This is a genomic window from Streptomyces sp. CNZ287, from assembly GCF_007827615.1.
Map to the genome: position 1 here is coordinate 21,469 of NZ_VISV01000014.1, position 19,386 is coordinate 40,854.

Below are 19,386 nucleotides of genomic sequence, written 5' to 3' on the forward strand. Positions count from 1 at the left end.
CCGCTACCTCCAATCCCCGCTGGGCTGGTAACCGAACGGAATCAGCTCGTCGATGCAGTGGATCGGCGCGTGCGGGTGCAGCAGGCCGTCCGGGCCCTCCTTGAAGACCTCGGACGACATCACGCGGCCGTCCACGCCGTTGACCTCGCGCACCGAGGTGACCATGCGCTGGAGGCCGCCGCCCTGGTGGTAGAGGTTGCGCCGCTCGATGAAGACGACGAAGTCGATGGCGCCGGCGACCAGCATCTGGCTGGCCTCCACCGGCAGCCGCTCGCTGGCCTGGAGGGCGTACGTCGAGATGCGGTTGAACACCTCGGAGGAACTGTTGGCGTGGATCGTGGACAGCGAGCCGTCGTTGCCCTGCGACATCGCGTTGAGCATGGTGACGATCTCGTCGCCGAGCACCTCGCCGACGATGACGCGGGACGGGTTCATGCGCAGCGACCTGCGGACCAGCTCGGCCATCGTGATGGCGCCGTGGCCCTCGGAGTTCGGCAGCCGCTCCTCGAACGCGACCACGTTGGGGTGCAGTTCGGGGAACTGGTCCAGACCCAGCTCCAGCGCGCGCTCCACGGTGATCAGGCGCTCGGGGGCGGGGATCTCGTTGGCCAGCGCGCGCAGCAGCGTCGTCTTCCCGGCGTTGGTGGCGCCGGCGATCATGATGTTCTTACGGGCCCGCACCGCGCAGGTGAGGAAGGAGCCCAGCTCCGCGGTGATCGTCGCGTTGCCGATGAGGTCGGGCAGGAAGACCTTGCCGAGGCGGGCGCGGCGGATGGACAGCGCCGGGCGGCGGGTGACGTCCATGACCGCGGAGAGCCGGGAGCCGTCGGGCAGGCGCAGGTCGAGCTGCGGGTTGGCGGAGTCGAAGGGGCGGGAGGAGAGGCCGGAGTAGGCGCCGAGGATCTGGATCAGCTCGACGAGTTCCTCGTCGCTCTCGGCCACCGGGTCGACCTTGGCCTCGCGGCCGTCGGCATAGCCCACGAAGACGTGGTCGAAGCCGTTGATGTCGATGTTCTCGACCTCGGGGTCGTCCAGCAGCGGCTGCAGCCGGCCGACGCCGAAGAGGGCGGCGTGCACGGCCGCGGCGTACGCCTCCTCCGTCTCGGCGTCGAGGGGCGTGCGGCCGTAGTTGATCTCGGAGCGGGCGTAGTCCTCCAGGATCTGCGCGATGACGGCGCGGGCGAAGTGCCGCTCGTCCTCGGCGGACATGGGGGTGACGTGGGCGAGCTGGTCCTCGTGGCGCTGCCGGGCGATGCGGTCGCCGGCTTCCTGGCGGAAGCGTTTGACGAGGCCGTGGTCTACTGCGGGTCCGCTGCTCATCGGGCGGCTCCATGGCGGGGGCCGGGGCCCTGCGCGGGGCCCTGGCCGGGGGTGGCGCCGGGGGCGCCGTAGGCGGGGTGCTGGCCGGGGGCGGCGGGCCGGCCGGGCTGGGCCGGCTGGCCGGGCGCTCCGGGCTGACCGGGGGCCGCGGGCGCGGCGGGGGCGCCGGGCGCGGCGGGCCGGCCCTGCTGGTCCGGGGCCTGGGGCTGCTGGGTGTGAGGCTGCTGGGCGTGCTGCGGGGCCGCGTGGCCGGGCTGCTGCGGGGCGCCCTGGCCCGCGGCGCCGCCGTACGGTGCCTGCGGGGCCCCGCCGCCGTACGGCGCCTGAGGGGCCCCCGCCGACGCCGGCTCGGCCAGCAGCGAGCTGCCGAAGTGCTGATGCAGATCGCTGGCGACCTTGCGGATGGACCGCACGAGCATCGACTTCTCCGCACGCCCGCGCCGCCGGCCCGCCAACTGCTCGGCGCCCGCGACGTCGTCCGCGATCACTCCGAGCACGCGGGCGCCCGACTGAGACGCCGTGAGCATGTCGTTCACCTGCGCGGCGACTTTCGCGGCGCCGGACGGCTCGGTGACCAGCAGCACGCCGATCAGCGGCGTGCCCAGCGCGGCGGCGCCGCGCTGCGTGCCGTGCAGCCTGGCGGAGAGGGACGACGCCCGGTCCCGTACCCGCGCGATCTGCTCGGGCAGCGCGCGGGCCACCAGCAGCACCAGCGAGGCGTGCGAGAACAGCTCCAGGGTGCCGGACTCCACGCCGACGCGGCCGCAGTCCGCGATCACGTCCGCGCCGCCGTGCGGCGACTCGGCGAGCGCGGCGAACGCGCCGCCCAGCGTGGGCCAGAGCCGGGTGAGCCCGGCGGACTGGTCGGAGTTGCCGAGGCCGACGATGACGTCGAGCCCGCCGGACATCGGCTGCGCGTGGTCCCACAACTGCTCCGCGGCGATCCCGCGGCGGGCGGTGGCGGCCAGCGACAGCATGCCGGTGTTCGGGTCGAGTGAGTTGCCGTTCTGCCCGACCGAACGGTAGACGAGGTCGCCGCCCGCCGGGTCCGCCTCGGCGAGCAGCGCACGCCGGGGCCAGACGGCGGCCAGCGCGACGGCGGTCGTCGTCACACCGGGCGCGCCCTTGTCGGCCGCGACTGCGATCAGCGCCATGGTGAGTTCCCTCGCTCCCGTGAAGTCCCGCTAGACGACGTCAGCTACCGCTGGATACGAGAGTCAGGCCGACTTCCTTCTCGGACGCCGCCGCCACGAGAGGGCCCGCCTGCGTCTTGTCGACGAGGAGATTGACGGTCACGGTTCCACTGGTGACCGTGCCCTCGTCGCCGCGGCTGATGCTCTGCACCTTGACGCCCTCGGCGAGCACGTCGCCGGTCGTGACGGTGCCGGAGGAGCCCGTGCTGCCGTCCTCGCTGCTGCCGGACGAGCTGGGGCTGTCGCCGACGAAGTAGGCGTCGACACGGGCGCCGTCGACCAGGCCGCCGGGCATCTGGCCGGACTCCATGGTCACGCCGACCACGGTCTGGCCCTCCTCCAGGCCCTTGCCCTTCTGGATCATCTCGCTCACCAGAACGCTGCCGGGGACGAGGTCGGTGGTGGCGTAGAACTTGTCGAGGTCGCCCCGCAGGTCCCAGCGGATGTAGGGGATGTCGCTGTCCTCCGGCATCATCACCTGCTCGATGTCCTCGTCGGAGATGCCCTCGCCGGCGGGGACGCGCTCGGAGATCTGCACGGCGGCCACCTGGTTGCCGGCGCGCAGCACGAGCACGGCGGTGCCCAACGCGCCCGCGAGGATGAGCAGCACGGCCAGCGCCGCCAGCGCGGGTTTGCGTTCGCGAGGAGCAAACGGCAGTCTGTCGCCGGACTGCGGAACAGGGGCGGCCGACCTGCCGCCCGCGGCTGCCGTGCGTTCCCTGGTCTTCACGGAATCACCCCGTAACTCGCCGTTTCCTGGCCGAAATTCCCCTACCTGATCGGCCGAGAACGCCGCAACAGGTTGTCAAGCCATCGAACCGTAGCAGTAGCCTAAACCCCCCTCAACCCGCGTCAGGCAACGAGAGCGTCACAGCCCGTCGACAGTTCCGATGGCTGAGACGACAACCAACTCCGGGCCGCAAACGACCAGCTTGCGGGGGCGGACGGGGCCGGTTCCCGCGGGCGTACGTGTCCACGCGCGCGCCGGGAGCGGGGGCGGCCGCGCCGTTGGCGGTGCACGCTGTGACAGAACTGTGGACCGGGTATTGGCGAATCCGGATATGTGCAGTCGCCAACTCGCCGAATGAACGGAATTCCGCGGGAGTCGGGGCGCGATTACGGATGTCAGTGGTCGTCGCTACGATCCGGTGGGAAAGGGTATACACGTGCGGCAGCCGGTGCGGGAGCGGGTGTGCGGCGGACTCGGGGGGTCCGGGGGATGGTGAAGTCCGTGGGGGGCGCGGGGGCGTCGGTGCGCGCCATGCTCACCGCCGGCCTGCTGCTGCTTCTGGCGAGCCTGACGGCGGCCGGGGTGCCGGCAGGGGACGCGGTCGCGGCGGGCCGGGCGGAGGGGGACGGCGGCCGGAGCGGCGGCGGGGGCGGGCAGGCGGCGTATCTGGCGGAGCAGTTGCGCGCGGAACCGGTGTACGTGACGGACCAGGCCCCGCGCGAGATACCGCGGTCGGCCGCCGGGGAGTTCGCGAAGGCCGCGAAGCGCACGGGGGTGCCGACGTACGTCGTGCTGCTGCCCGAGCGCAACCCGTTCGACGAGCGGCTGCTCGGCGCCGTGCACGACAGGCTGCGCCGGGACGGGCTGTACGTACTGCTGGACAGCAGCGGCATCGGCATCACCGCCGTGCCCTTCGGCGTCGACGTGCCGGCCGAGTCGGCGGCGACCGTGGCGCTCTATGAACTGCCGTACGACGCAGGGCCGCTGCTCACGTTCCAGCGCTTCGTGGAGGCGCTGACCGACGACGACCCGGCGGGGCGCGCGGAGGCGGCGCGGGAGAAGTACGGCAGCGACGCGGGCCGCGCGCCGGAGGAGGAGCCGGAGAGGCTGCACATCACGCGCACGGACCGCGCGAACCAGTCGTTCCTGACGGGCATCCTGCTGGCCGGGGTGCCGCTGCTGGCGCTGCTGCTCGTGCCCTACGTGCTGCGGAGGCGGGCCGCTCGGGCGGGTGCCAAGACGACGGGCCGCGGCTTCGCGGACGTCGGCGGGCGCGGGCTGCCCGCGGCGGTCGCGACGGCGGCGGTGCTGGCCGGGTCCATCGCCCTGGGCGCCGCGGTGCTGTACGACGAAGAGACGACGGACCCGGGCCCGCCGCCCACGCGGGCGGACATGGACGCCCGGCTGGACCGGGTGTCGGCGGGGCTCGCGCAGGACCCGGTGTACGTGGACCCGGAGTCGCCGGCGCAGATCGACTCGGCGGAGCTGGCCGGGCTGCGCAGGAAGATCGGCGGCCTCGACGTGCCGGTGTACGTGGCCTCGGTGCCGATGGCGCCGGAGGACGAGTCCGGCGGGCAGGCGGACACGTTCCTGAAGGCGCTGGGCCGGACGGCCGGCGGAGACGGCGTCTACGTACTGGCCGATCCGCGGAGCGGCTATGTGAGCGCCGTCGACCACGGGATCGGGCTGGACGTCGACCTGTATCTGCTGCCGGAGGCGATCGGGTACCCACCGCGCGACGTGGACGACGACGACCTGCGGCTGGGCGAGCGGGTGGCGATGCTGGTCGAGGAGCTGGACGGAGCCCGGCCCGGCGGCGCCCCGGGGAGGGCACCGTCGCCCATGGACCCGCCGGACCCGGTGGCGGAGGACGCGCTGCCGTCGGTGTTCGCGGCGGACTTCGCACCGGGGCTGTTCGTCGGGACGCTGGCGGCGGGGCTGGTGTTCGGGCTGGTGGCGGGGACGGTGCGGATCTTCCGCAGGGTGCGGCCGGCGAGAACCGCGGCGGTCGCGGCCGCCGGCGAACGGTCGTACGAGGCGCCGCCGGACCCCTCGGAGGCGTACCTCCGGCGGACGGCGCACGCGGAACTGGAGGCGCTGGCGAGGGAGTTCGAGACGGCGGACCCGGCGGGCGCGCTGCGTGTCCGGGTGTGGGACTGCCTGGACGCGGCGCAGTTGCTGGTCGACGTGGAGGAGGACGGCCGGATCGACACGGACGCGACCGCGGAGTCGCTGGCGACGGCGATCACGCTGATCCGCGCGGCCCGCGCGACGCTCGCCGCCCCGGGCACCCCGGCCCGCCTGTGCACCCTGAACCCGATGCACGGCCCCGCCCACGGCAGGCAGCGCATCCGCCCGGCCCCGGGCGCCCCCGCCCGCACGGTCCCGCTCTGCGCGGGCTGCCGCAGGGCGGCGAGGTCGGACCCGGGCACGGCACACCGCCGGCGCCTCACGCTCCCGTCGCCGCGCGGGGAGGCGCGTATCCCGTACGACACGGCCCCGGGCCCGCTGCGCACGGCGGGCGAGGGGGTGCCCCGACTGATCCGCGAGGTACAGGAGGCCGCCGGTGTCCACGGCTGAGCAGGGGCGGGGACGTGCGTTGGCTGCCGGGCGGCGGCTGCCCGCCGGGTCGGCCCGCGGCCCGGCGCGGTTCGTCCGGGTGGTGCGGCTCGCCGCCCTGGCGGCACTGCTGCTCGTCCTCTTCCCCATCCCGGCCGCCTGGGCGGCGCCGAGCCCCGGGGAGGAGATCGCCGACCGCCTCCGGGACTCCCCCGTCTACGTACACGACGCCTACACCGGGGCCGTGGACGAGGCGCGGCAGCGCGCGATCGCCGCGCGGATCGAGGAGACGGGGCTGCCGGTCAAGGTGGTGCTCGTACCGCTCGCGAAGGGCGACGACTTCGCCGGCGACCCGGGGACGCTCGCGGAGGTGGTGCGCGGACGGCTCGGCGACGGGGACCTGATCCTCGTCACGACCAGCGAACAGGCCGACTGGCTGCAGGGGTTCGAGTGGCCGGGCGGCACCCACCAGGCGCGGGACGCGGTGGGCGCGGTGGGGCACCTGGACGAGATGAACGAGGCGGGGCTCGCGGCGCGGGTGGAGAAGGCGGTGGAGCTGATCGACGCGGGCAACGGCACGGAGGTGTACGAGGAGGCGGTGGCGGACCTGGGCACGGACTCACCGCCCGGTACCGGCGCGGACGCCGGGGACGGGGACGCCGGAGACGCGGAGGAGAAGGAGTCCGGGGGCGGCTCGGCCGTACCGCTGGCCCTGGCCGCCGCTGCGGCCGTCGCCGTGCTCGCCGGGCTTCTCTGGTACGTCCGCCGCCGCCGGACGGGATCACGGATCGGCTTCAGGACCGGATCCCGCGTCGCGACGGCGCCGTTCGCGACGCCGCAGGCGGTCTTCGCGGCGGCCCGGGCGGCGGACGAGGCGGAGTTGCGGCGCCGGGCGGAGGAGGAGGTCGTGGCCCTGGGCGAGGCGGTACGGGAAGTGGCGACCGACACCCCCGACCGGGCCACCCACCTCCACGCCGCGCTGGACGCGTACGCCGCGGCGGGCACGGTCCTCGACGGCGCCGGGAGCCGCGCCGACCTGGCGGGCGTGCTGGCCCTGGTGGCGGAGGGCCGCGACGCCCTGGAAGCCGCCCGCACCACGCGCCCCCGCCGCACCACTCCGCTCCCCCTGTGCTTCTTCAACCCCCTCCACGGCCGCGCCACGCACCGCACCCGCTGGCGCCCCCTGGGCAGCCGCCGCCAACTCCCCGTCGCCACCTGCGACACCTGCACGAAGGCACTCCGCGAACGCCGCGCCCCGGAGGTCCTGACGGACACGACGGAGGGCCGCGAGGTCCCGTACTTCGAGGTCCCGGCGGAATCCAGCATCTGGGCGGCCACGGGCTACGGCTCCCTGACCCGGGACCCCCTGGCCCCCCGGGTGGCGCGGGGCGACTTCACCCGGACCCGGGGCTGACACTCCCGTGCCCGCACGGTACGTGGGCGCCGGGACAGGCGGGATCAGATCGGGGTCCCCCGGGGCGGCCACTCGGCTCCCGCCTGCTCCAGCATCCGCTCGTAACCGCGTCGCCGGCGTCGCATGAGCGCCGACGCCAGCCACAGGTACAGCCACCACCCCACCGTGATCCCGCCCGCCACCGCCAACGGGCCCGCGTGCAACGAGCCGTTGACCGCGAGGGCCAGCAGGATGCCCAGGGGGACCGCAGCCGCCAGCATCCGGAGGCGGCCACGGCGCGACGTGCCGTAGAGGTCCACCATGATCCGGGCGTGCAGCAACTCCACCTCCTGCCGCGCCTCCGGCAGCGGCACCGGCCTGCTGCCGCCGGACAACCCCGGGAGCGGCCCGCCCAGCGGGGCGTCCGGGTAGCGGGCGCGCGTGCGGGTCGCGCGTTCCCCGGCGTCCGGGAGGCGGCGGAAGGCGAAGACCGGGTGCGCGCGGCTCACGCTGTGTTCCGGAGAGAGGCCGGCGTAGCGGTATCCGTACTGCTCCGCGAGGTAGGCGAAGGCCGCGAACGTACGCCGCGAGTTCCACGGGTTGATCGTCGTGTACGTCTCGGCGCCCTGCTCGCCTGCCTTCAGCAGCGCCCGGAGCCGGGACCGGAGTTGCGGCCGTGGTGACATCGCGTCCTTCGAGTGGAACCGTGCTCGCCGTAATCTGCTTCCTATCATGCGGCGAGGGATCGTTCCGCGGGTAACTACTTCGACTTCCGGGGGAATTCGTGTCATTTCTGAGGTTCTTCCATGACGACGTCATGGCGATGGCCAGGACCCTTGAGTCCAGCGGGGACCGTATGAAGGAGTCCTCGAAGAAGATCGCCGGCACCGACGCGAGCCTCGTCGGCCACGACGAGCTGCGTTCGGCGTGCGACGACTTCGCGGACTCCTGGGACTACGGCTTCGGCCAGCTCTCCAAGCTGACCAAGGGCGTCTCGGAGTTCGTCGTCACAGCGGCCGACGAACTGGAGAAGCTGGACAAGAAGCTCCACGACGAGCTGCAGAAGGCGGGGAAGTAATGACGCGCCCCGAGGACTTCCCGAACCTCGGCTTCGACCCCGCGCCCGGCGATCTGGACACCGTACGCCGCCTCGTCACCGCCATCGGCACGGTCACCGGCCAGAGCGGGACGGCGCAGTCCCAGCTCAAGCGGATCGGCGAGACGGACGGCATCTGGGTCGGCAAGGCCGCCGATGCCTTCAGCGACTCCGTGTCCGAGATCCCCCCGTACCTGGAGAAGGCGCTCACCTCCCTCAACGCCGCCCACCGCGCGCTCTCGGCGTGGGAGACCGGGCTGACCGGCTACCAGGACCGCGCCCGCAGGCTGGAGCGGGAGGCCGAGGACGCCGCCGCCCGCGTCGGCTCGGCGCAGCGGGCCCTGGACGGGCTGCCGGGCGACACCGAGGGGATGACGGACAAGGAGAAGGAAGAGCACAAGAAGGACAAGAAGGGCAAGACCGCGTCGCTCGACACCGCCTCGGCCGAGCTGGAGGCGATACGGGGCCGGGCGCGCGCCCTGCACGCGGAGTTCAACGGCGACGCCGAGACGGCCGCGCGGCAGATCAAGAACGCGGCGGACGACGCGCCGCCGGAGCCCAACTGGTTCGAACGTCGTCTCGACGACCTCGGGAACCTCCTCGAAGCCGCCTGGGACACGATCACCGATCCCAACTTCTGGAAGCTCATCGGCGACATCCTCGCCGACGTCGCCATGGTCATCGGCGTCATCTGCCTGCTCGCCATGCCGTTCGGCGGCATCGCGGGCCTGGCCCTGATCGGCCTGTGGGTCGGCGCGGGCGCCTTCGCGGCGCACGCCATCGCGCTGGCCGGCGGCGCCGAGGGCATGACCTGGCAGACGCTCGCCTGGGACGCGGCCGGGGTGCTGGCCGGCGGCATCGGCCTCGCCGGGGCGCGGCTCGCGCAGTCCGGCCGCGCGCTGGTCCAGGCCGGGCGGAACCTGCGCGCCACCGAGGGGTTCGCCGCCGCGCTCGGCCGGGTCGGCCCGGGCAACTGGGGCAACCTCGCCCGCCTCCCCAGCGGGATGGCCAACTCGCTGCGCGGCTTCGCCATGTCGGGCCAGGGGTGGATGAACGTGGCCACGGGCAACCTCGTCGACTGGTCGGCCACCATCGCCGGCGCGGGCTTCGCCATCGGCTCGAACATGAACCCCGGACGGTGGACCGACGGCAACTGGAACATGGCCGATATCCCGGTCATCGGGCCGATCTCGGCGCTCACCGAGTACCGGCCGCCGGAGCCCGACGTCGTCGCGCCCGGTCCGCTGCCGCCGCGGGTCGACCCGCCCGCGATGCTGGCGTCGGCGGGCGACAGCTTCACCCGCGGGCTCAGCCCCGCGCAGATGGGGACGGCGGCATGACGGCGGCCGACGGCGCCCGCAAGATCCCGTACGCGTTCAGCTACCGCGTGCCGGACGAGTTCGTGCGCCTCCCCGAGGCGGGCACCCTGGCGGGCTGGGACGAGGCGCTGGGGCGGCTGATGCCGGACGCGGACGAGGATCGACTCGCTGCCGCCGGGCTCCAGATGCGCCGGTTCCTGCCGCTGCTGTCCGAGGGCGGCGAGACGACCGTCCTGACCGCGATGTGCGCCGGCACCGAGGAGGTGGACGGCGACGAACGGCTCTCCATGGGGCTCCTCGCCGTGTCCGCCCAGGCCAGCGACCACGACGACCAGCTCATGGCGGCCGAGGGCATCTACCGCGCCAAGGAGCAGAAGTTCTTCGCCGGGGAGAGGGAGCCCCGGGAGCTGGACTACGAGTTGGGCAAGGGGCTCCAGGGCACGCAGGACATGCTGCTGGCGGTGAAGCTCCCCGGCGGGCCCGGAGTGATGTCGGCATCGCTGCGGTCGCTCACCCTGCCCGGGGGCGACGCGGAGACTCCGGCGCCGGTGATCCCCTTCGCGTCGCTGCAGTTGATCATGCCGGCGCCGCGCGGCTACTGCGCGTACGTCACGATCGCCACGCCGTCCGTCTTCCTGCTGGACTCCTACTGCATGCGGCTCGCCCACGTCGGCCGCACCTTCGGCTTCGACGTGCCCGCGGGCGGCGACCTGGCATAGGCAGAAGAAGGGAGGGCCGGGAGCCGGCCGCTACTGGTTGCCGCCGCCCACCTGGCTTTCCTCCTTCTTCGTGCCCTTCTTCAGCTCGTTCTCCAGGTCCACGTCGACCTTGTGCGCCTCGCGCACCACCGTGTCCGACATCTCCGCCAGGCTCGTCAACTGGTCGTCGATATCGCCCCGGCCGTCCTTCCAGCCCGACTCGAAGTCCTCCAGCTTGTCGACCACGCCGCTGTCGCCGATGTCGTCGCGGTACGACTCGAAGGTGGCCTTCGTGCGGTTCATCCGGTTCTTGATGCTGCGCAGCCGGCCGCCGAAGCCGTCGAGCTCGCTGAGCGGAATCGCCAGCCTGTCGCCGTCGTTGCCCATGAGCATCTCCCCCAGTCACTACGAAAGCGGGGCGCCGCCGCACCGAATACGATGCCACGGCGCCCCGGCCAAGCGAAACGAACCGAACCGAATCGCGAAGGTCAGCCCTTGAGGCCCTTCTCCAGCTCGGAGTCCAGGTTCTCGAAGGCCTCGGCGGCGGACTTCAGGAAGTCGCCCATTCCCTCAAGGCCCTCGATGGTCTTCTTCGCACCGGTGGTGAACTCGTCGAAGGACTGGTCGAACTGCTTCGAGGACCGACCGGTCACGTAGCCGTCGCTCACCAGGCTCTGGATGTACTTGCGCAGGTCATCCAGCTTGCGGTCGATGTCCTGCCGCTCGTCCTTGAGTCGCTTGGCGGCATCCCGCATGTCCTGATATGTAACATCGACATCGGCCTTGCCCATGGCAGCTACCCTCCCGTTTGTCTCAACCGTCGCGAGGGCCGTCCCCGAGACGTCAGTCATGCATCGTTCGTATCTTGCAACCGTAGACGCAGTCGCCCGCCCCCGCGGTTGCAGGGTCATGCCACACGCCGCAACGACGGTCGCGCCAGTGGCGGTTGCGCCAAGGGTGCACACGACGGTGGCGCCCACGCCGACGGCACCTGCGCCGGCAGCCGTTACGCCGACGGCCGTTACGTCAGCGGCGTCGTCACCGCGAACGGCTCGCCGTCGCCCAGGTGCAGCAGGCCCTTGCCCGGCTGCACCTGGTCGCCGACCGAACCGCGGTTCAGCCGGATGCCGATGAGGTCGCCCGCCGACGGGTCCTGCGGGGACAGGGCGACGCCGCGGCGGGCCTTCTTCGCCTCCACCTGCCAGCCGGAGAAGCCCGAGGCGACCTCCTCCTCGTCTCCCGCGAGGACCAGCGCCCAGCCGCGCTCCGCGCCACGGCGGGCGATGGCCTTGAACTCGTCGCCCGCGTCGCAGTTCGTCAGCATCTCGGCGTCGTCCACGAGGACGACGATCGGCTCGTCCGGCGACGCCTGCCTGAGCAGGTCGTGCACCTCGTCCTCGTCGATGTCGTCCTCGGTGAAGACCTGCAACACGCCCTCGCGGTCCGCCAGCTCGCGCATCGGCGACGGCCGCGGCGCGGCGATGACCAGGCGTACGCCCTGCTGGAGGAAGGTGAGCGCCATCGCCTTCAGCACCGTGCTGCGGCCGGACTTGGCCGGGCCGCCGATGATGAACGCCGGGATGCCGTCCGCCAGATCGGGGCCGAAGCCCATCAGCTCGTCGCCGCCGACGCCGACCAGCGCCCACAGCTTGGAAGCCTCCTGCGCCTGGACGTCGCGCATCTCCCAGGCCTCCTCGAAGCCGAGGCGGCTGGGCAGCACGTCGACGCGGAACGGGCGCAGCGACCGCGGCACCGCGGCGTCCCGCGCCGTCGCCGCCTCGCCGATGGCGGCGACGGCGGCGGCCTGCGCGGCGCCGGACAGGTCATCGGAGAGGACGGCTATCTGGGTCTCCAGACCGCTCTCCGCGCGGAACATCCGGCCGGGCGCGATGTCCTCGGGGATGTTGCGGGCGTTGAGGCTGATCATGGAGAAGTCGGAGCGGTCGGGCAGCCGGAAGGCGAACTTGTCCTCCGTCAGCGTGCTGATCCGGCCGGTGAGCACACTGCGGTCGCCGGTGATGATCATGTGGATGCCGACGCTCGCGCCCTCGCGCAGCAGCCCGTAGATCTCGTCGGTCAGATCGCCGTGGTTGATCTCGCCGAGGGTGGGCAGCCAGCCCTCCCAGCGGTCGAGGAGCACCACGGTGTACGGCAGCTTCTGCTCCGGGTCCGACGCCGCGGCCCGCTGCTCGGCGATGTCGGCGAAGCCGTCCGCGGCGAGCAGCTCCTGGCGGCGGCCCAGCTCCTGCTTGAGCCGGCCGATGAGGCGCACCGCGCGCTCCGTCTGGTTGCGGCTGACGACGGCGCCGCAGTGCGGCAGCCGGGTCAGCGCGTTGAGCGCGCCGTTACCGCAGTCGATGCCGAAGAGGTGCAGGTCGGCGACCGAGTGCGTACGGGCCAGGGAGGCGGCGATCGTACGGAGCATCTGCGAACGCCCGCTGCGCGGCGCGCCGCCGACGATGAGGTGCCCGAAGTCGGCGAAGTCGATGGCGACGGTACGCCGGGCCTGCTGCGCGGGCAGGTCCTCGATGCCGTACGGGGCGGGGGGCAGGGGCCCCGCGCCCTGCGGCGCGGGCAGCGCGTCGAGTTCGATGCTGTCGGGCAGCGCGGGCAGCCACGGGCTGTGCTGCTCGGGGATGCCCAGGCGCTCGTTGGCCTCGTTGACCGCGTCGACGAGCACCTTCAGGTCGGTGATCTCGTCCTCCTCCTGCTGCGCGCCCGCGGGCCGCTTCAGCGCGCCGCGCCCCAGCTCGGCCCAGCCGAGGCGGCCGGCCCAGGGCTGGGCCGTCGCCGGGTCGGCGGCACCGGGGCGCCGGCCGCCGACGCGGCCGGACTGGAAGGGGACGAGGGAGGCGTGGCCCAGCCGCACATAGGCGCGGCCGGGCATGGACTTGGCGATGAACCCGGCGTCGGGGGCGTCGATGACGTCCGCGGACTCGCCGCCGTCGGTGACCCGCAGCGCGATGCGGAGGTTGGTGTTCGCGCGGATCTCCGGGGAGACCACGCCGCTGGGGCGCTGGGTGGCGAGCATCAGGTGGATGCCGAGCGAACGGCCTCGGGCGGCGATGTCGACCAGGCCGGTGACGAAGTCGGGCAGCTCGCGGACCATGGCGGCGAACTCGTCGATGACGAGCAGCAGCCGGGGCAGCGGCGCGTACCTGCCGGGCTCGCGGCGCAGCAGATCCTGGAAGTCCTCGATGTCCTTGGCCTCGGCGTCGGCGAGGATGTGCTCGCGGCGGTGCAGCTCGGCGCGGAGCGATTCCAGGGCGCGGGTGACGAGGTGGTTGTCGAGGTCGGTGACCATGCCGACGGTGTGCGGCAGCTTCACGCAGTCCTTGAACGCGGACCCGCCCTTGTAGTCGATGAGGACGAACGTCATGTTCTCCGGGGTGTTCGACACCGCGAGCGCCGCGACGATCGTCTGCAGCAGTTCGGACTTGCCGGATCCGGTGGTGCCGGCGATGAGGCCGTGCGGGCCGTCCTTGCGGATGTCGATGGCGAACGGGCCGTCGTAGGACTCGCCGATGACCGCGGTCGTCGACTGCCCGCCGATCTGCCAGCGGGCGGCGATGGCGTCCCCGGTCGGCGGCTCCAGCTCCACCACGTCGAGCAGCCGGCTGGACGACGGGATGGCCGCGTCCTCCGCCTCGCCGCTGATGTCCCGCACGGGCGACAGACCGCGCGCCACCAGCGCGCACCACGCCGGCGAGACGAAGTCCGGGCGCACCCCGCGGCGCCGCTCGGAACCGGCCTGCTCGACGCGGAGCCGGATCGGGCCGGTGCCGTCGGCGGCGGCGGCCCGCTGCGCGGCGTCCTGCGCCTGGCCATTGCCCCAGGCGCCGACCTGGAACGGCGGGTAGCCCCCGGGGCCGCCGGGCCCGCCGGCCCCGGCCACCTGCTGCAGGGGGATGCCCTGCGCGGCGGCGGCCCGGGGGTCGTGCTCCTCCGGCTTGGGCTCGGCGACGACGATCGCCTGGCACTCGCCGGGCAGGAAGCGGTCCTCGGAGTCGAGGCAGATGGCGAACATCGACACCGCCGGGCCCTCGCGCAGCAGCCGCACCACGCCCGGCAGCGAACGCAGACGGCGCGAGCCGTCGAAGACGATGACGATGTCGGGGTCCTTGAAGGACGTCGGCCCGCTGGACCGCTGGTCCTTGGCGGCCTTCTGGCGTGCGTCGAGCAGTTGGGTCAGCTCGGCGATGCGGGCGGCGACGGTCTCGGTGTCGGTGCCGATCAGCGCGTTGGTGTCGTACTCCCCGGCCGGGCGGGCGTGCGGCAGCCAGCGCATCCAGTCCCAGCCGGCCTGCCCGCCGGGCTCGGTCAGCACGTAGAACTGGACGTCGAGCGGGCTGTGCAGCACCGCGGACTGGGCGACGGCCCAGCGGCCGAGGGAGCGCGGGGTGTCGCCGGCGCCGGCGATGCCGAGGACGCCGATCTGCCGCAGCGGCACGGTGACGGGCGCGTCCTGGATCTTCCACAGCACCTGGCGGCGGTGCTCGTCCTGCTCGGGGTCCTCCAGCAGCACCTCGGAGTCCAGCTCGGCGGTGCCGAAGCGGATCAGCAGATGGTCGGCGTCGGTACGGCGCCGCTCCCAGAGCCGGGTCCGCGGGCCGGTGGCGGTGGACAGCAGCAGGGCGGGGTCGGGGCCGCCCAGCCGCCGCTCGTTGCGCTCGGCGACGAGGGCGTCGCGGGCGTCCTTCTCGATCCTGGCCTTGTGTTCCTTGTACTCGGCGACGGCCTTCACATGGGACTTGCGGCCGTGCTTCTTGTCCATGAAGTAGTTGCCGATCATGATGATCGGGCTCATGAACGCCATCAGCAGGTAATACCAGCGGCCCATGACGAGGCACATCGTCACGCCCATGACGGCCGGCATCAGCGCCATCAGCCACGGCAGCGGCCTGGCCTGGCCCTCCTTCGGCGGCGCGGGCAGCTTGAAGCGGGTCTCGCGGTCGGGCGGGAGCAGGCGCGGCGGGCGGTTGTAGTCGAGCCCGGCGCCGTCCTCCGAGGTGGCGACGGCGGCGTCCGGCGGGGCGTAACGGACCAGCTCGAAGAGCGAGTTGCCCATGGCGACCTGGGCCCCGTACGGCCAGGCGTCCTTGCTCTGCGGCGGCTCCTGCGGCAGCGGCGGGGGCGCCGGCTCGCCGGCTCGCCGCCGGCGGCGCTCCTCCCGGCGGGCCTCGCGGCGGCGGCGCCGGCGGGCCCTGCGGGTGTCGTCGTCGTCCGACTTCTCCTTGGGCTTGGCCCGCTCGGCGAACGTCGTGCCGTCGAGGGTGGCCTTCTCCTGGTCGCCGTGGACGTGGACCTTGCACGTGCCGTCGGCGGAGACGGTGAGGCTGAAGGCGCGCTCCGGCAACTCCGGGTCGGAGACGCGGATATGCGTCGCGTTGCCGCTGCCGACGTCGACGCGGCCCAGGCCCAGACGGTGCACCGCGCCGGCCATGGGGCCGCCGACGACGCGCAGCTCGACCAGGCCCGTGACCTCGCGGGGCGGGCAGCCCACCGGGTCGTAGAGGCTGACGACCGTGCCCTCGCGCAACGGCGACTGGGCGACGGGCAGGCGGGGGTCGACGGCGAAGCCGTCGACGAAGACGGGTGGCGGTGCGGGCGCCGCGGCGGGCTGCTGCGGCGGGGCGCCGGGCGCGCCGAAGGGAACCGCCGCCGGGGGCGATCCGGGCGGGGCGGCCGGCGGCGCGCCCGCCGTGGCCCAGCCCCCGGGCATCTGCGCGGGCGCGGCCTGGGCGTGGGCGTGCTGGGCCTGTTGCGCGTGGGAGGCCGGCACCTGGGCTGCCTGCGGCGCGCCGTGCGGCACCGCGGCGGGCGGCGGCGAGTCGAGCTGGCCGGCCAGGACGCGGGCGACATCGCCTACGGACGATTCCGCCTCGGCGTCGAGGACGACATCGGCACGGTCGCCCCCGAGCGGATCGACGACGGTCAGGGTGAGGCGCACGCTGATCCTCCTCGAACGTCCCCGGCTGTTCCCCGGCTTTCCCCCCGCGGAAATGCGTTCAGCTCGGACACTAGGGTCTACGAAACGATATCCGCCCCGGGCTTCGCGGGGACAGCGCGTCTCCGGGATTGTGGATAACTACGTGTGGATAACCGCGCCGCCGCGGCCGGGACGCGGTGCGGGAGACGGCCGTACGTGCGACAAAAGGGGGCAGGGCATGAGCCGCTGGATGGAGGCGCTCACGATCGAGCGCGGAGGCTTCCGGATCCGGGTGCCGGAGTCGTGGTGGGAGTTCGACGTACGGCCCGAGTCCCGGGACGACGGCATCCGGCAGATGGTCAACGACCGGGTCCGCCGCAATCCCGAACTGGCCGAGCAGCGCGGCGTGCTGGAGGCGTTCCTGCGCAAGGCCGCCAAGGACGCCTGGGCTTCGGGCGCGCTGTACTGCGGCTGCATGGCGGAGAGCTTCGGCGGCGACGTGCCGGTGACCGGCTCGATCACCGTCTCCCTCATCGGCGCCCGCACCGAGAGCGGCGAGCTGCTGCCGACCGACCCGGCGCTGATCGTCGGCCAGATCAAGCAGATCCGGCCGAAGAAGGAGGGCGACGCCTGGCGGAAGGTCTCGACCGTCGAGATCGAGGGGATCGGCACGGCCGCCCGCACGCAGGGCGTCGAGGACGTCAAGATCCCCGGTGACGACCGCACGATCCGCGCCGTGCTGATGCAGACCTTCATCCCGGTGCCCGGCCAGGAGGGCAAGGTGGCGCTGGTGGCGGGGAGCAGTCAGGTGCTGGATCTGGCGGACTCGTTCTTCGACGTGTTCGACGCGATCACGTCGACGTTCCGATTCGTCGGCGAGTAGCGCCGGGGGGCGGCTACCGCGGCGTACGCGTCGGCCACGCGGGCGCCTTCGTACCGTACGGCCCGCAACCGGCCCCGCTCCCACGTCGGTTCGGCGCGCGTCGGTTCACTTCGGGGTGAGCACCTTCTCCAGGAACGGCTCTATCGCCCGGTGGAACGCGTCCGGGTCCTCCAGGTGCAGCAGATGGCCGGCCTCCAGCTCCGCGTACTCACCGCGGGGCAGGACGCGGACCATCTCCTGGGCCTCCGCCCGGCCCAGCTCGCCGTCGATGCCGCGGATCACCAGGGCCGGGCACCGCACGAGGGCCAGCTCCTCCCAGTGCGCGTCGTGCACCCAGGTCTCGCGGGCCCGCAGCATCTGCCGGCGGGAGAACACCGGGCGCCAGCCGTCCGCGCGCTCGGCCATCACCTCGGCGAAGAACTCGCCGCGCGCGGGGCGGGGGCGCTCCAGGATGGGGTCGTCCTCTCCGAACCACTTGCGGACGTCGGCGAGCGTGGCGAACGGCGTCGGCCAGGAGCGGAACCACTCCTCCCACTCGCGCTGCGAGGCCGCGCCGAGCGCCGAGGCCCGCATGTCGCAGATCACCAGCGCGCGCACCAGGTCGGGGCGGCGGGCGGCCAACTGCCAGGCGGTGAGGGCGCCCATCGAGTGGCCCACGAGGACCACCGGCACGAGGTCCAACTGCTCGATGACGGCTTCCGCGTCCGCGATGTACGCCTCGCGGTCGAACGGGCCGTCCCCCGGTTTGTCACTGCGCCCGTGCCCCCGCTGGTCGAGCGCGATGGCGCGGGCGCGGGCGGAGAGCCAGCGGGCGGTGGTCGCCCAATGGGACCCGCGGCCCATCAGGCCGTGCAATAAGAGCACGCCGGGGCGGTCCTGCGGCGCCGGGCCCGGCGGGCCGCCGGCCAGGCCGGCGGCGGACCGGCTGCGCGCCGCGATGCCTTCGGCACCGCGCTTCGGCGGATCTCCGTACTCCCAGGCGGCGAGACGCAGCCCGCCCGCCCCCGGCACGTTGATACGACGCACCATGTGTGCCGACACCCCCAATCCGTTCGGCAAGCTCACGCTATCGAATATCTATTCGAACACCGCGGTACGGGCCCCAACACCCCTCGTTCGAGTGACCACGGCCGGGGATTGGCCACGGTCGTCGCGGGGAGACAGAGACCGGGAGGCGGACCCGCATCGGGGACAACGGGTCCGAGGGGAGGCGACCCTGGGAGCTCGGGGCTCCGGGTCGGTGCGGGGAGGCGGGGCCCCGGCGAGCCAGGCGCCGGGGCCCTCGTCGCGCCACCCGCAGGTGCGCGGGGGCCCGGATATGTCAGCGGCATGACCCACCCCTCCCAGATGCCGTCAGCGACAGCGTGGCACGCCCGGTCCCGGTGCGCTGCCGTTCGGACAGGAATCCCGCGGTCCGCTTAACGCCAGCCGCGACAACGGCGCAAACCCGCCACCAGCCTGGCCCGAACGGATCTAGCGCTTGGCCACGAAGACGTGCGAGGCGACCTCCGCGTCCAGCTCGGCGGCCTCGCCGCCGCTGCCGACGAGCACACCGCCCGCCGAGTCCGTCACGCTCACCACCGCGCCCGGCTGCACACCGGCCCGCCGCAGCGTGTACATGAGCTGGGAGTCGGTCTGGATCGGCTCCCCGATCCGGCGGATGATCACCGTCCCGGCGTCGGGGCCCAGCGCCGACAGGCTCACCATGCCCTCGTCCAGGAACGGGTCCGCCTCGGCCTTCTCGCCCAGCTCCTCGAGGCCCGGGATGGGGTTCCCGTACGGCGACTCCGTCGGGTGCTTCAGCAGCGCCAGCACGCGGCGCTCCACGGCCTCGCTCATCACGTGCTCCCAGCGGCACGCCTCCGCGTGCACGTGCTCCCACTCCAGGCCGATCACGTCGACCAGCAGGCACTCCGCCAGGCGGTGCTTGCGCATCACCCGGGTCGCGAGCATGCGACCCTCTTCCGTCAGCTCCAGATGCCTGTCGCCGGCCACGCGCACCAGCCCGTCCCGCTCCATGCGGGCGACGGTCTGGCTCACCGTGGGGCCGCTCTGGTCGAGCCGCTCCGCGATTCTCGCGCGCATGGGGACGACGCCCTCCTCTTCGAGTTCGAGGATGGTGCGGAGATACATCTCCGTTGTGTCGATCAGTCCGGACATGCGTGCCCCTAGATTTCTCGTGCGGTGGCCCTGCACCAATTCTGACGCATCACGGTGACAACCGGACCTGCCGCGTTCCTTTCGCCTGAATTTCGCCGCCGATCTA

Annotated in this window: 15 protein-coding genes; 6 read left to right on the plus strand and 9 right to left on the minus strand. The window is 73.2% G+C overall.

The features are described 5' to 3' along the window. Nucleotides 1-3: 3 nt before the first annotated feature. Genes FB457_RS23415 through FB457_RS23425 form a run of 3 tightly spaced genes read right to left on the minus strand, consistent with a single transcriptional unit; the run spans nt 4 to nt 3,243 of the window. Nucleotides 4-1,320 carry a TadA family conjugal transfer-associated ATPase gene (locus tag FB457_RS23415; protein ID WP_047016331.1) on the minus strand — a complete coding sequence of 439 codons (1,317 nt, stop codon included), beginning with the start codon at nt 1,318-1,320 and terminating at the stop codon, nt 4-6. After that, nucleotides 1,317-2,474 (minus strand): hypothetical protein, encoded by a 1,158-nt coding sequence (locus FB457_RS23420; protein ID WP_145783144.1) that lies wholly within the window; start codon nt 2,472-2,474, stop codon nt 1,317-1,319. The genes FB457_RS23415 and FB457_RS23420 overlap by 4 nt, the downstream gene beginning before the upstream one ends. A 40-nt stretch (nt 2,475-2,514) precedes the next feature. Then, nucleotides 2,515-3,243 carry a hypothetical protein gene (locus FB457_RS23425; RefSeq protein ID WP_253911257.1) on the minus strand — a complete coding sequence of 243 codons (729 nt, stop codon included), beginning with the start codon at nt 3,241-3,243 and terminating at the stop codon, nt 2,515-2,517. 489 nt (nt 3,244-3,732) lie between these two features. Between FB457_RS23425 and FB457_RS23430 the strand changes: the two genes are divergently transcribed. Both FB457_RS23430 and FB457_RS23435 read left to right on the plus strand, forming a co-directional pair. Further along, nucleotides 3,733-5,823, plus strand: a complete 2,091-nt coding sequence (locus FB457_RS23430; RefSeq protein ID WP_047016334.1) for a hypothetical protein — start codon at nt 3,733-3,735, stop codon at nt 5,821-5,823. A 37-nt stretch (nt 5,824-5,860) separates the two neighbouring features. Beyond that, entirely contained in the window at nt 5,861-7,216 is a 1,356-nt protein-coding gene (locus FB457_RS23435) for a hypothetical protein (protein WP_145783257.1), read from the plus strand. A gap of 44 nt (nt 7,217-7,260) precedes the next feature. Here FB457_RS23435 and FB457_RS23440 read toward each other — a convergent pair whose 3' ends face one another. After that, nucleotides 7,261-7,881: a hypothetical protein gene (locus FB457_RS23440; RefSeq protein ID WP_047016335.1), complete on the minus strand. Its 621-nt coding sequence runs from the start codon at nt 7,879-7,881 to the stop codon at nt 7,261-7,263. 98 nt (nt 7,882-7,979) lie between these two features. Between FB457_RS23440 and FB457_RS23445 the strand changes: the two genes are divergently transcribed. Genes FB457_RS23445 through FB457_RS23455 form a run of 3 tightly spaced genes read left to right on the plus strand, consistent with a single transcriptional unit; the run spans nt 7,980 to nt 10,329 of the window. Then, nucleotides 7,980-8,273 (plus strand): hypothetical protein, encoded by a 294-nt coding sequence (locus FB457_RS23445; protein ID WP_253911258.1) that lies wholly within the window; start codon nt 7,980-7,982, stop codon nt 8,271-8,273. After that, nucleotides 8,273-9,631, plus strand: coding sequence for a putative T7SS-secreted protein (locus tag FB457_RS23450; RefSeq protein WP_047016337.1), 1,359 nt, complete (start codon nt 8,273-8,275; stop codon nt 9,629-9,631). Before FB457_RS23445 ends, FB457_RS23450 begins: the two co-directional genes overlap by 1 nt. Next, nucleotides 9,628-10,329, plus strand: a complete 702-nt coding sequence (locus tag FB457_RS23455; RefSeq protein WP_047016338.1) for a hypothetical protein — start codon at nt 9,628-9,630, stop codon at nt 10,327-10,329. Before FB457_RS23450 ends, FB457_RS23455 begins: the two co-directional genes overlap by 4 nt. Nucleotides 10,330-10,359: 30 nt before the next feature. Here FB457_RS23455 and FB457_RS23460 read toward each other — a convergent pair whose 3' ends face one another. The 3 genes from FB457_RS23460 to FB457_RS23470 all read right to left on the minus strand — a co-directional run bounded on the left by FB457_RS23460 (nt 10,360) and on the right by FB457_RS23470 (nt 16,258). Then, nucleotides 10,360-10,695 (minus strand): hypothetical protein, encoded by a 336-nt coding sequence (locus tag FB457_RS23460; RefSeq protein ID WP_047016339.1) that lies wholly within the window; start codon nt 10,693-10,695, stop codon nt 10,360-10,362. A 101-nt stretch (nt 10,696-10,796) separates the two neighbouring features. Further along, nucleotides 10,797-11,099 carry a WXG100 family type VII secretion target gene (locus FB457_RS23465; protein ID WP_026276583.1) on the minus strand — a complete coding sequence of 101 codons (303 nt, stop codon included), beginning with the start codon at nt 11,097-11,099 and terminating at the stop codon, nt 10,797-10,799. A gap of 230 nt (nt 11,100-11,329) precedes the next feature. Continuing rightward, complete coding sequence (locus tag FB457_RS23470) at nt 11,330-16,258, minus strand: FtsK/SpoIIIE domain-containing protein (protein ID WP_047016340.1); 4,929 nt, start codon at nt 16,256-16,258, stop codon at nt 11,330-11,332. Nucleotides 16,259-16,475: 217 nt separating this feature from the next. Between FB457_RS23470 and FB457_RS23475 the strand changes: the two genes are divergently transcribed. Beyond that, nucleotides 16,476-17,120, plus strand: a complete 645-nt coding sequence (locus tag FB457_RS23475) for a hypothetical protein (protein WP_047016341.1) — start codon at nt 16,476-16,478, stop codon at nt 17,118-17,120. Nucleotides 17,121-17,225: 105 nt separating this feature from the next. Here the strand turns inward: FB457_RS23475 and FB457_RS23480 are convergent, their stop codons facing one another. Beyond that, nucleotides 17,226-18,149 (minus strand): alpha/beta fold hydrolase, encoded by a 924-nt coding sequence (locus tag FB457_RS23480; RefSeq protein ID WP_047016342.1) that lies wholly within the window; start codon nt 18,147-18,149, stop codon nt 17,226-17,228. A 444-nt stretch (nt 18,150-18,593) separates the two neighbouring features. After that, nucleotides 18,594-19,280, minus strand: a complete 687-nt coding sequence (locus FB457_RS23485; protein ID WP_047016343.1) for an iron-dependent transcriptional repressor DtxR — start codon at nt 19,278-19,280, stop codon at nt 18,594-18,596. Between the last annotated feature and the right edge of the window lie 106 nt (nt 19,281-19,386).

Coding starts and splice junctions, on each gene's coding strand:
- FB457_RS23430 (WP_047016334.1), top strand. CDS start 3,733: ATGGTGAAGTCCGTGGGGGGCGCGGGGGCGTCGGTGCGCGCCATGCTC.
- FB457_RS23420 (WP_145783144.1), bottom strand. CDS start 2,474: ATGGCGCTGATCGCAGTCGCGGCCGACAAGGGCGCGCCCGGTGTGACG.
- FB457_RS23440 (WP_047016335.1), bottom strand. CDS start 7,881: ATGTCACCACGGCCGCAACTCCGGTCCCGGCTCCGGGCGCTGCTGAAG.
- FB457_RS23455 (WP_047016338.1), top strand. CDS start 9,628: ATGACGGCGGCCGACGGCGCCCGCAAGATCCCGTACGCGTTCAGCTAC.
- FB457_RS23460 (WP_047016339.1), bottom strand. CDS start 10,695: ATGGGCAACGACGGCGACAGGCTGGCGATTCCGCTCAGCGAGCTCGAC.
- FB457_RS23485 (WP_047016343.1), bottom strand. CDS start 19,280: ATGTCCGGACTGATCGACACAACGGAGATGTATCTCCGCACCATCCTC.
- FB457_RS23465 (WP_026276583.1), bottom strand. CDS start 11,099: ATGGGCAAGGCCGATGTCGATGTTACATATCAGGACATGCGGGATGCC.
- FB457_RS23415 (WP_047016331.1), bottom strand. CDS start 1,320: ATGAGCAGCGGACCCGCAGTAGACCACGGCCTCGTCAAACGCTTCCGC.
- FB457_RS23480 (WP_047016342.1), bottom strand. CDS start 18,149: ATGGTGCGTCGTATCAACGTGCCGGGGGCGGGCGGGCTGCGTCTCGCC.
- FB457_RS23450 (WP_047016337.1), top strand. CDS start 8,273: ATGACGCGCCCCGAGGACTTCCCGAACCTCGGCTTCGACCCCGCGCCC.
- FB457_RS23475 (WP_047016341.1), top strand. CDS start 16,476: ATGAGCCGCTGGATGGAGGCGCTCACGATCGAGCGCGGAGGCTTCCGG.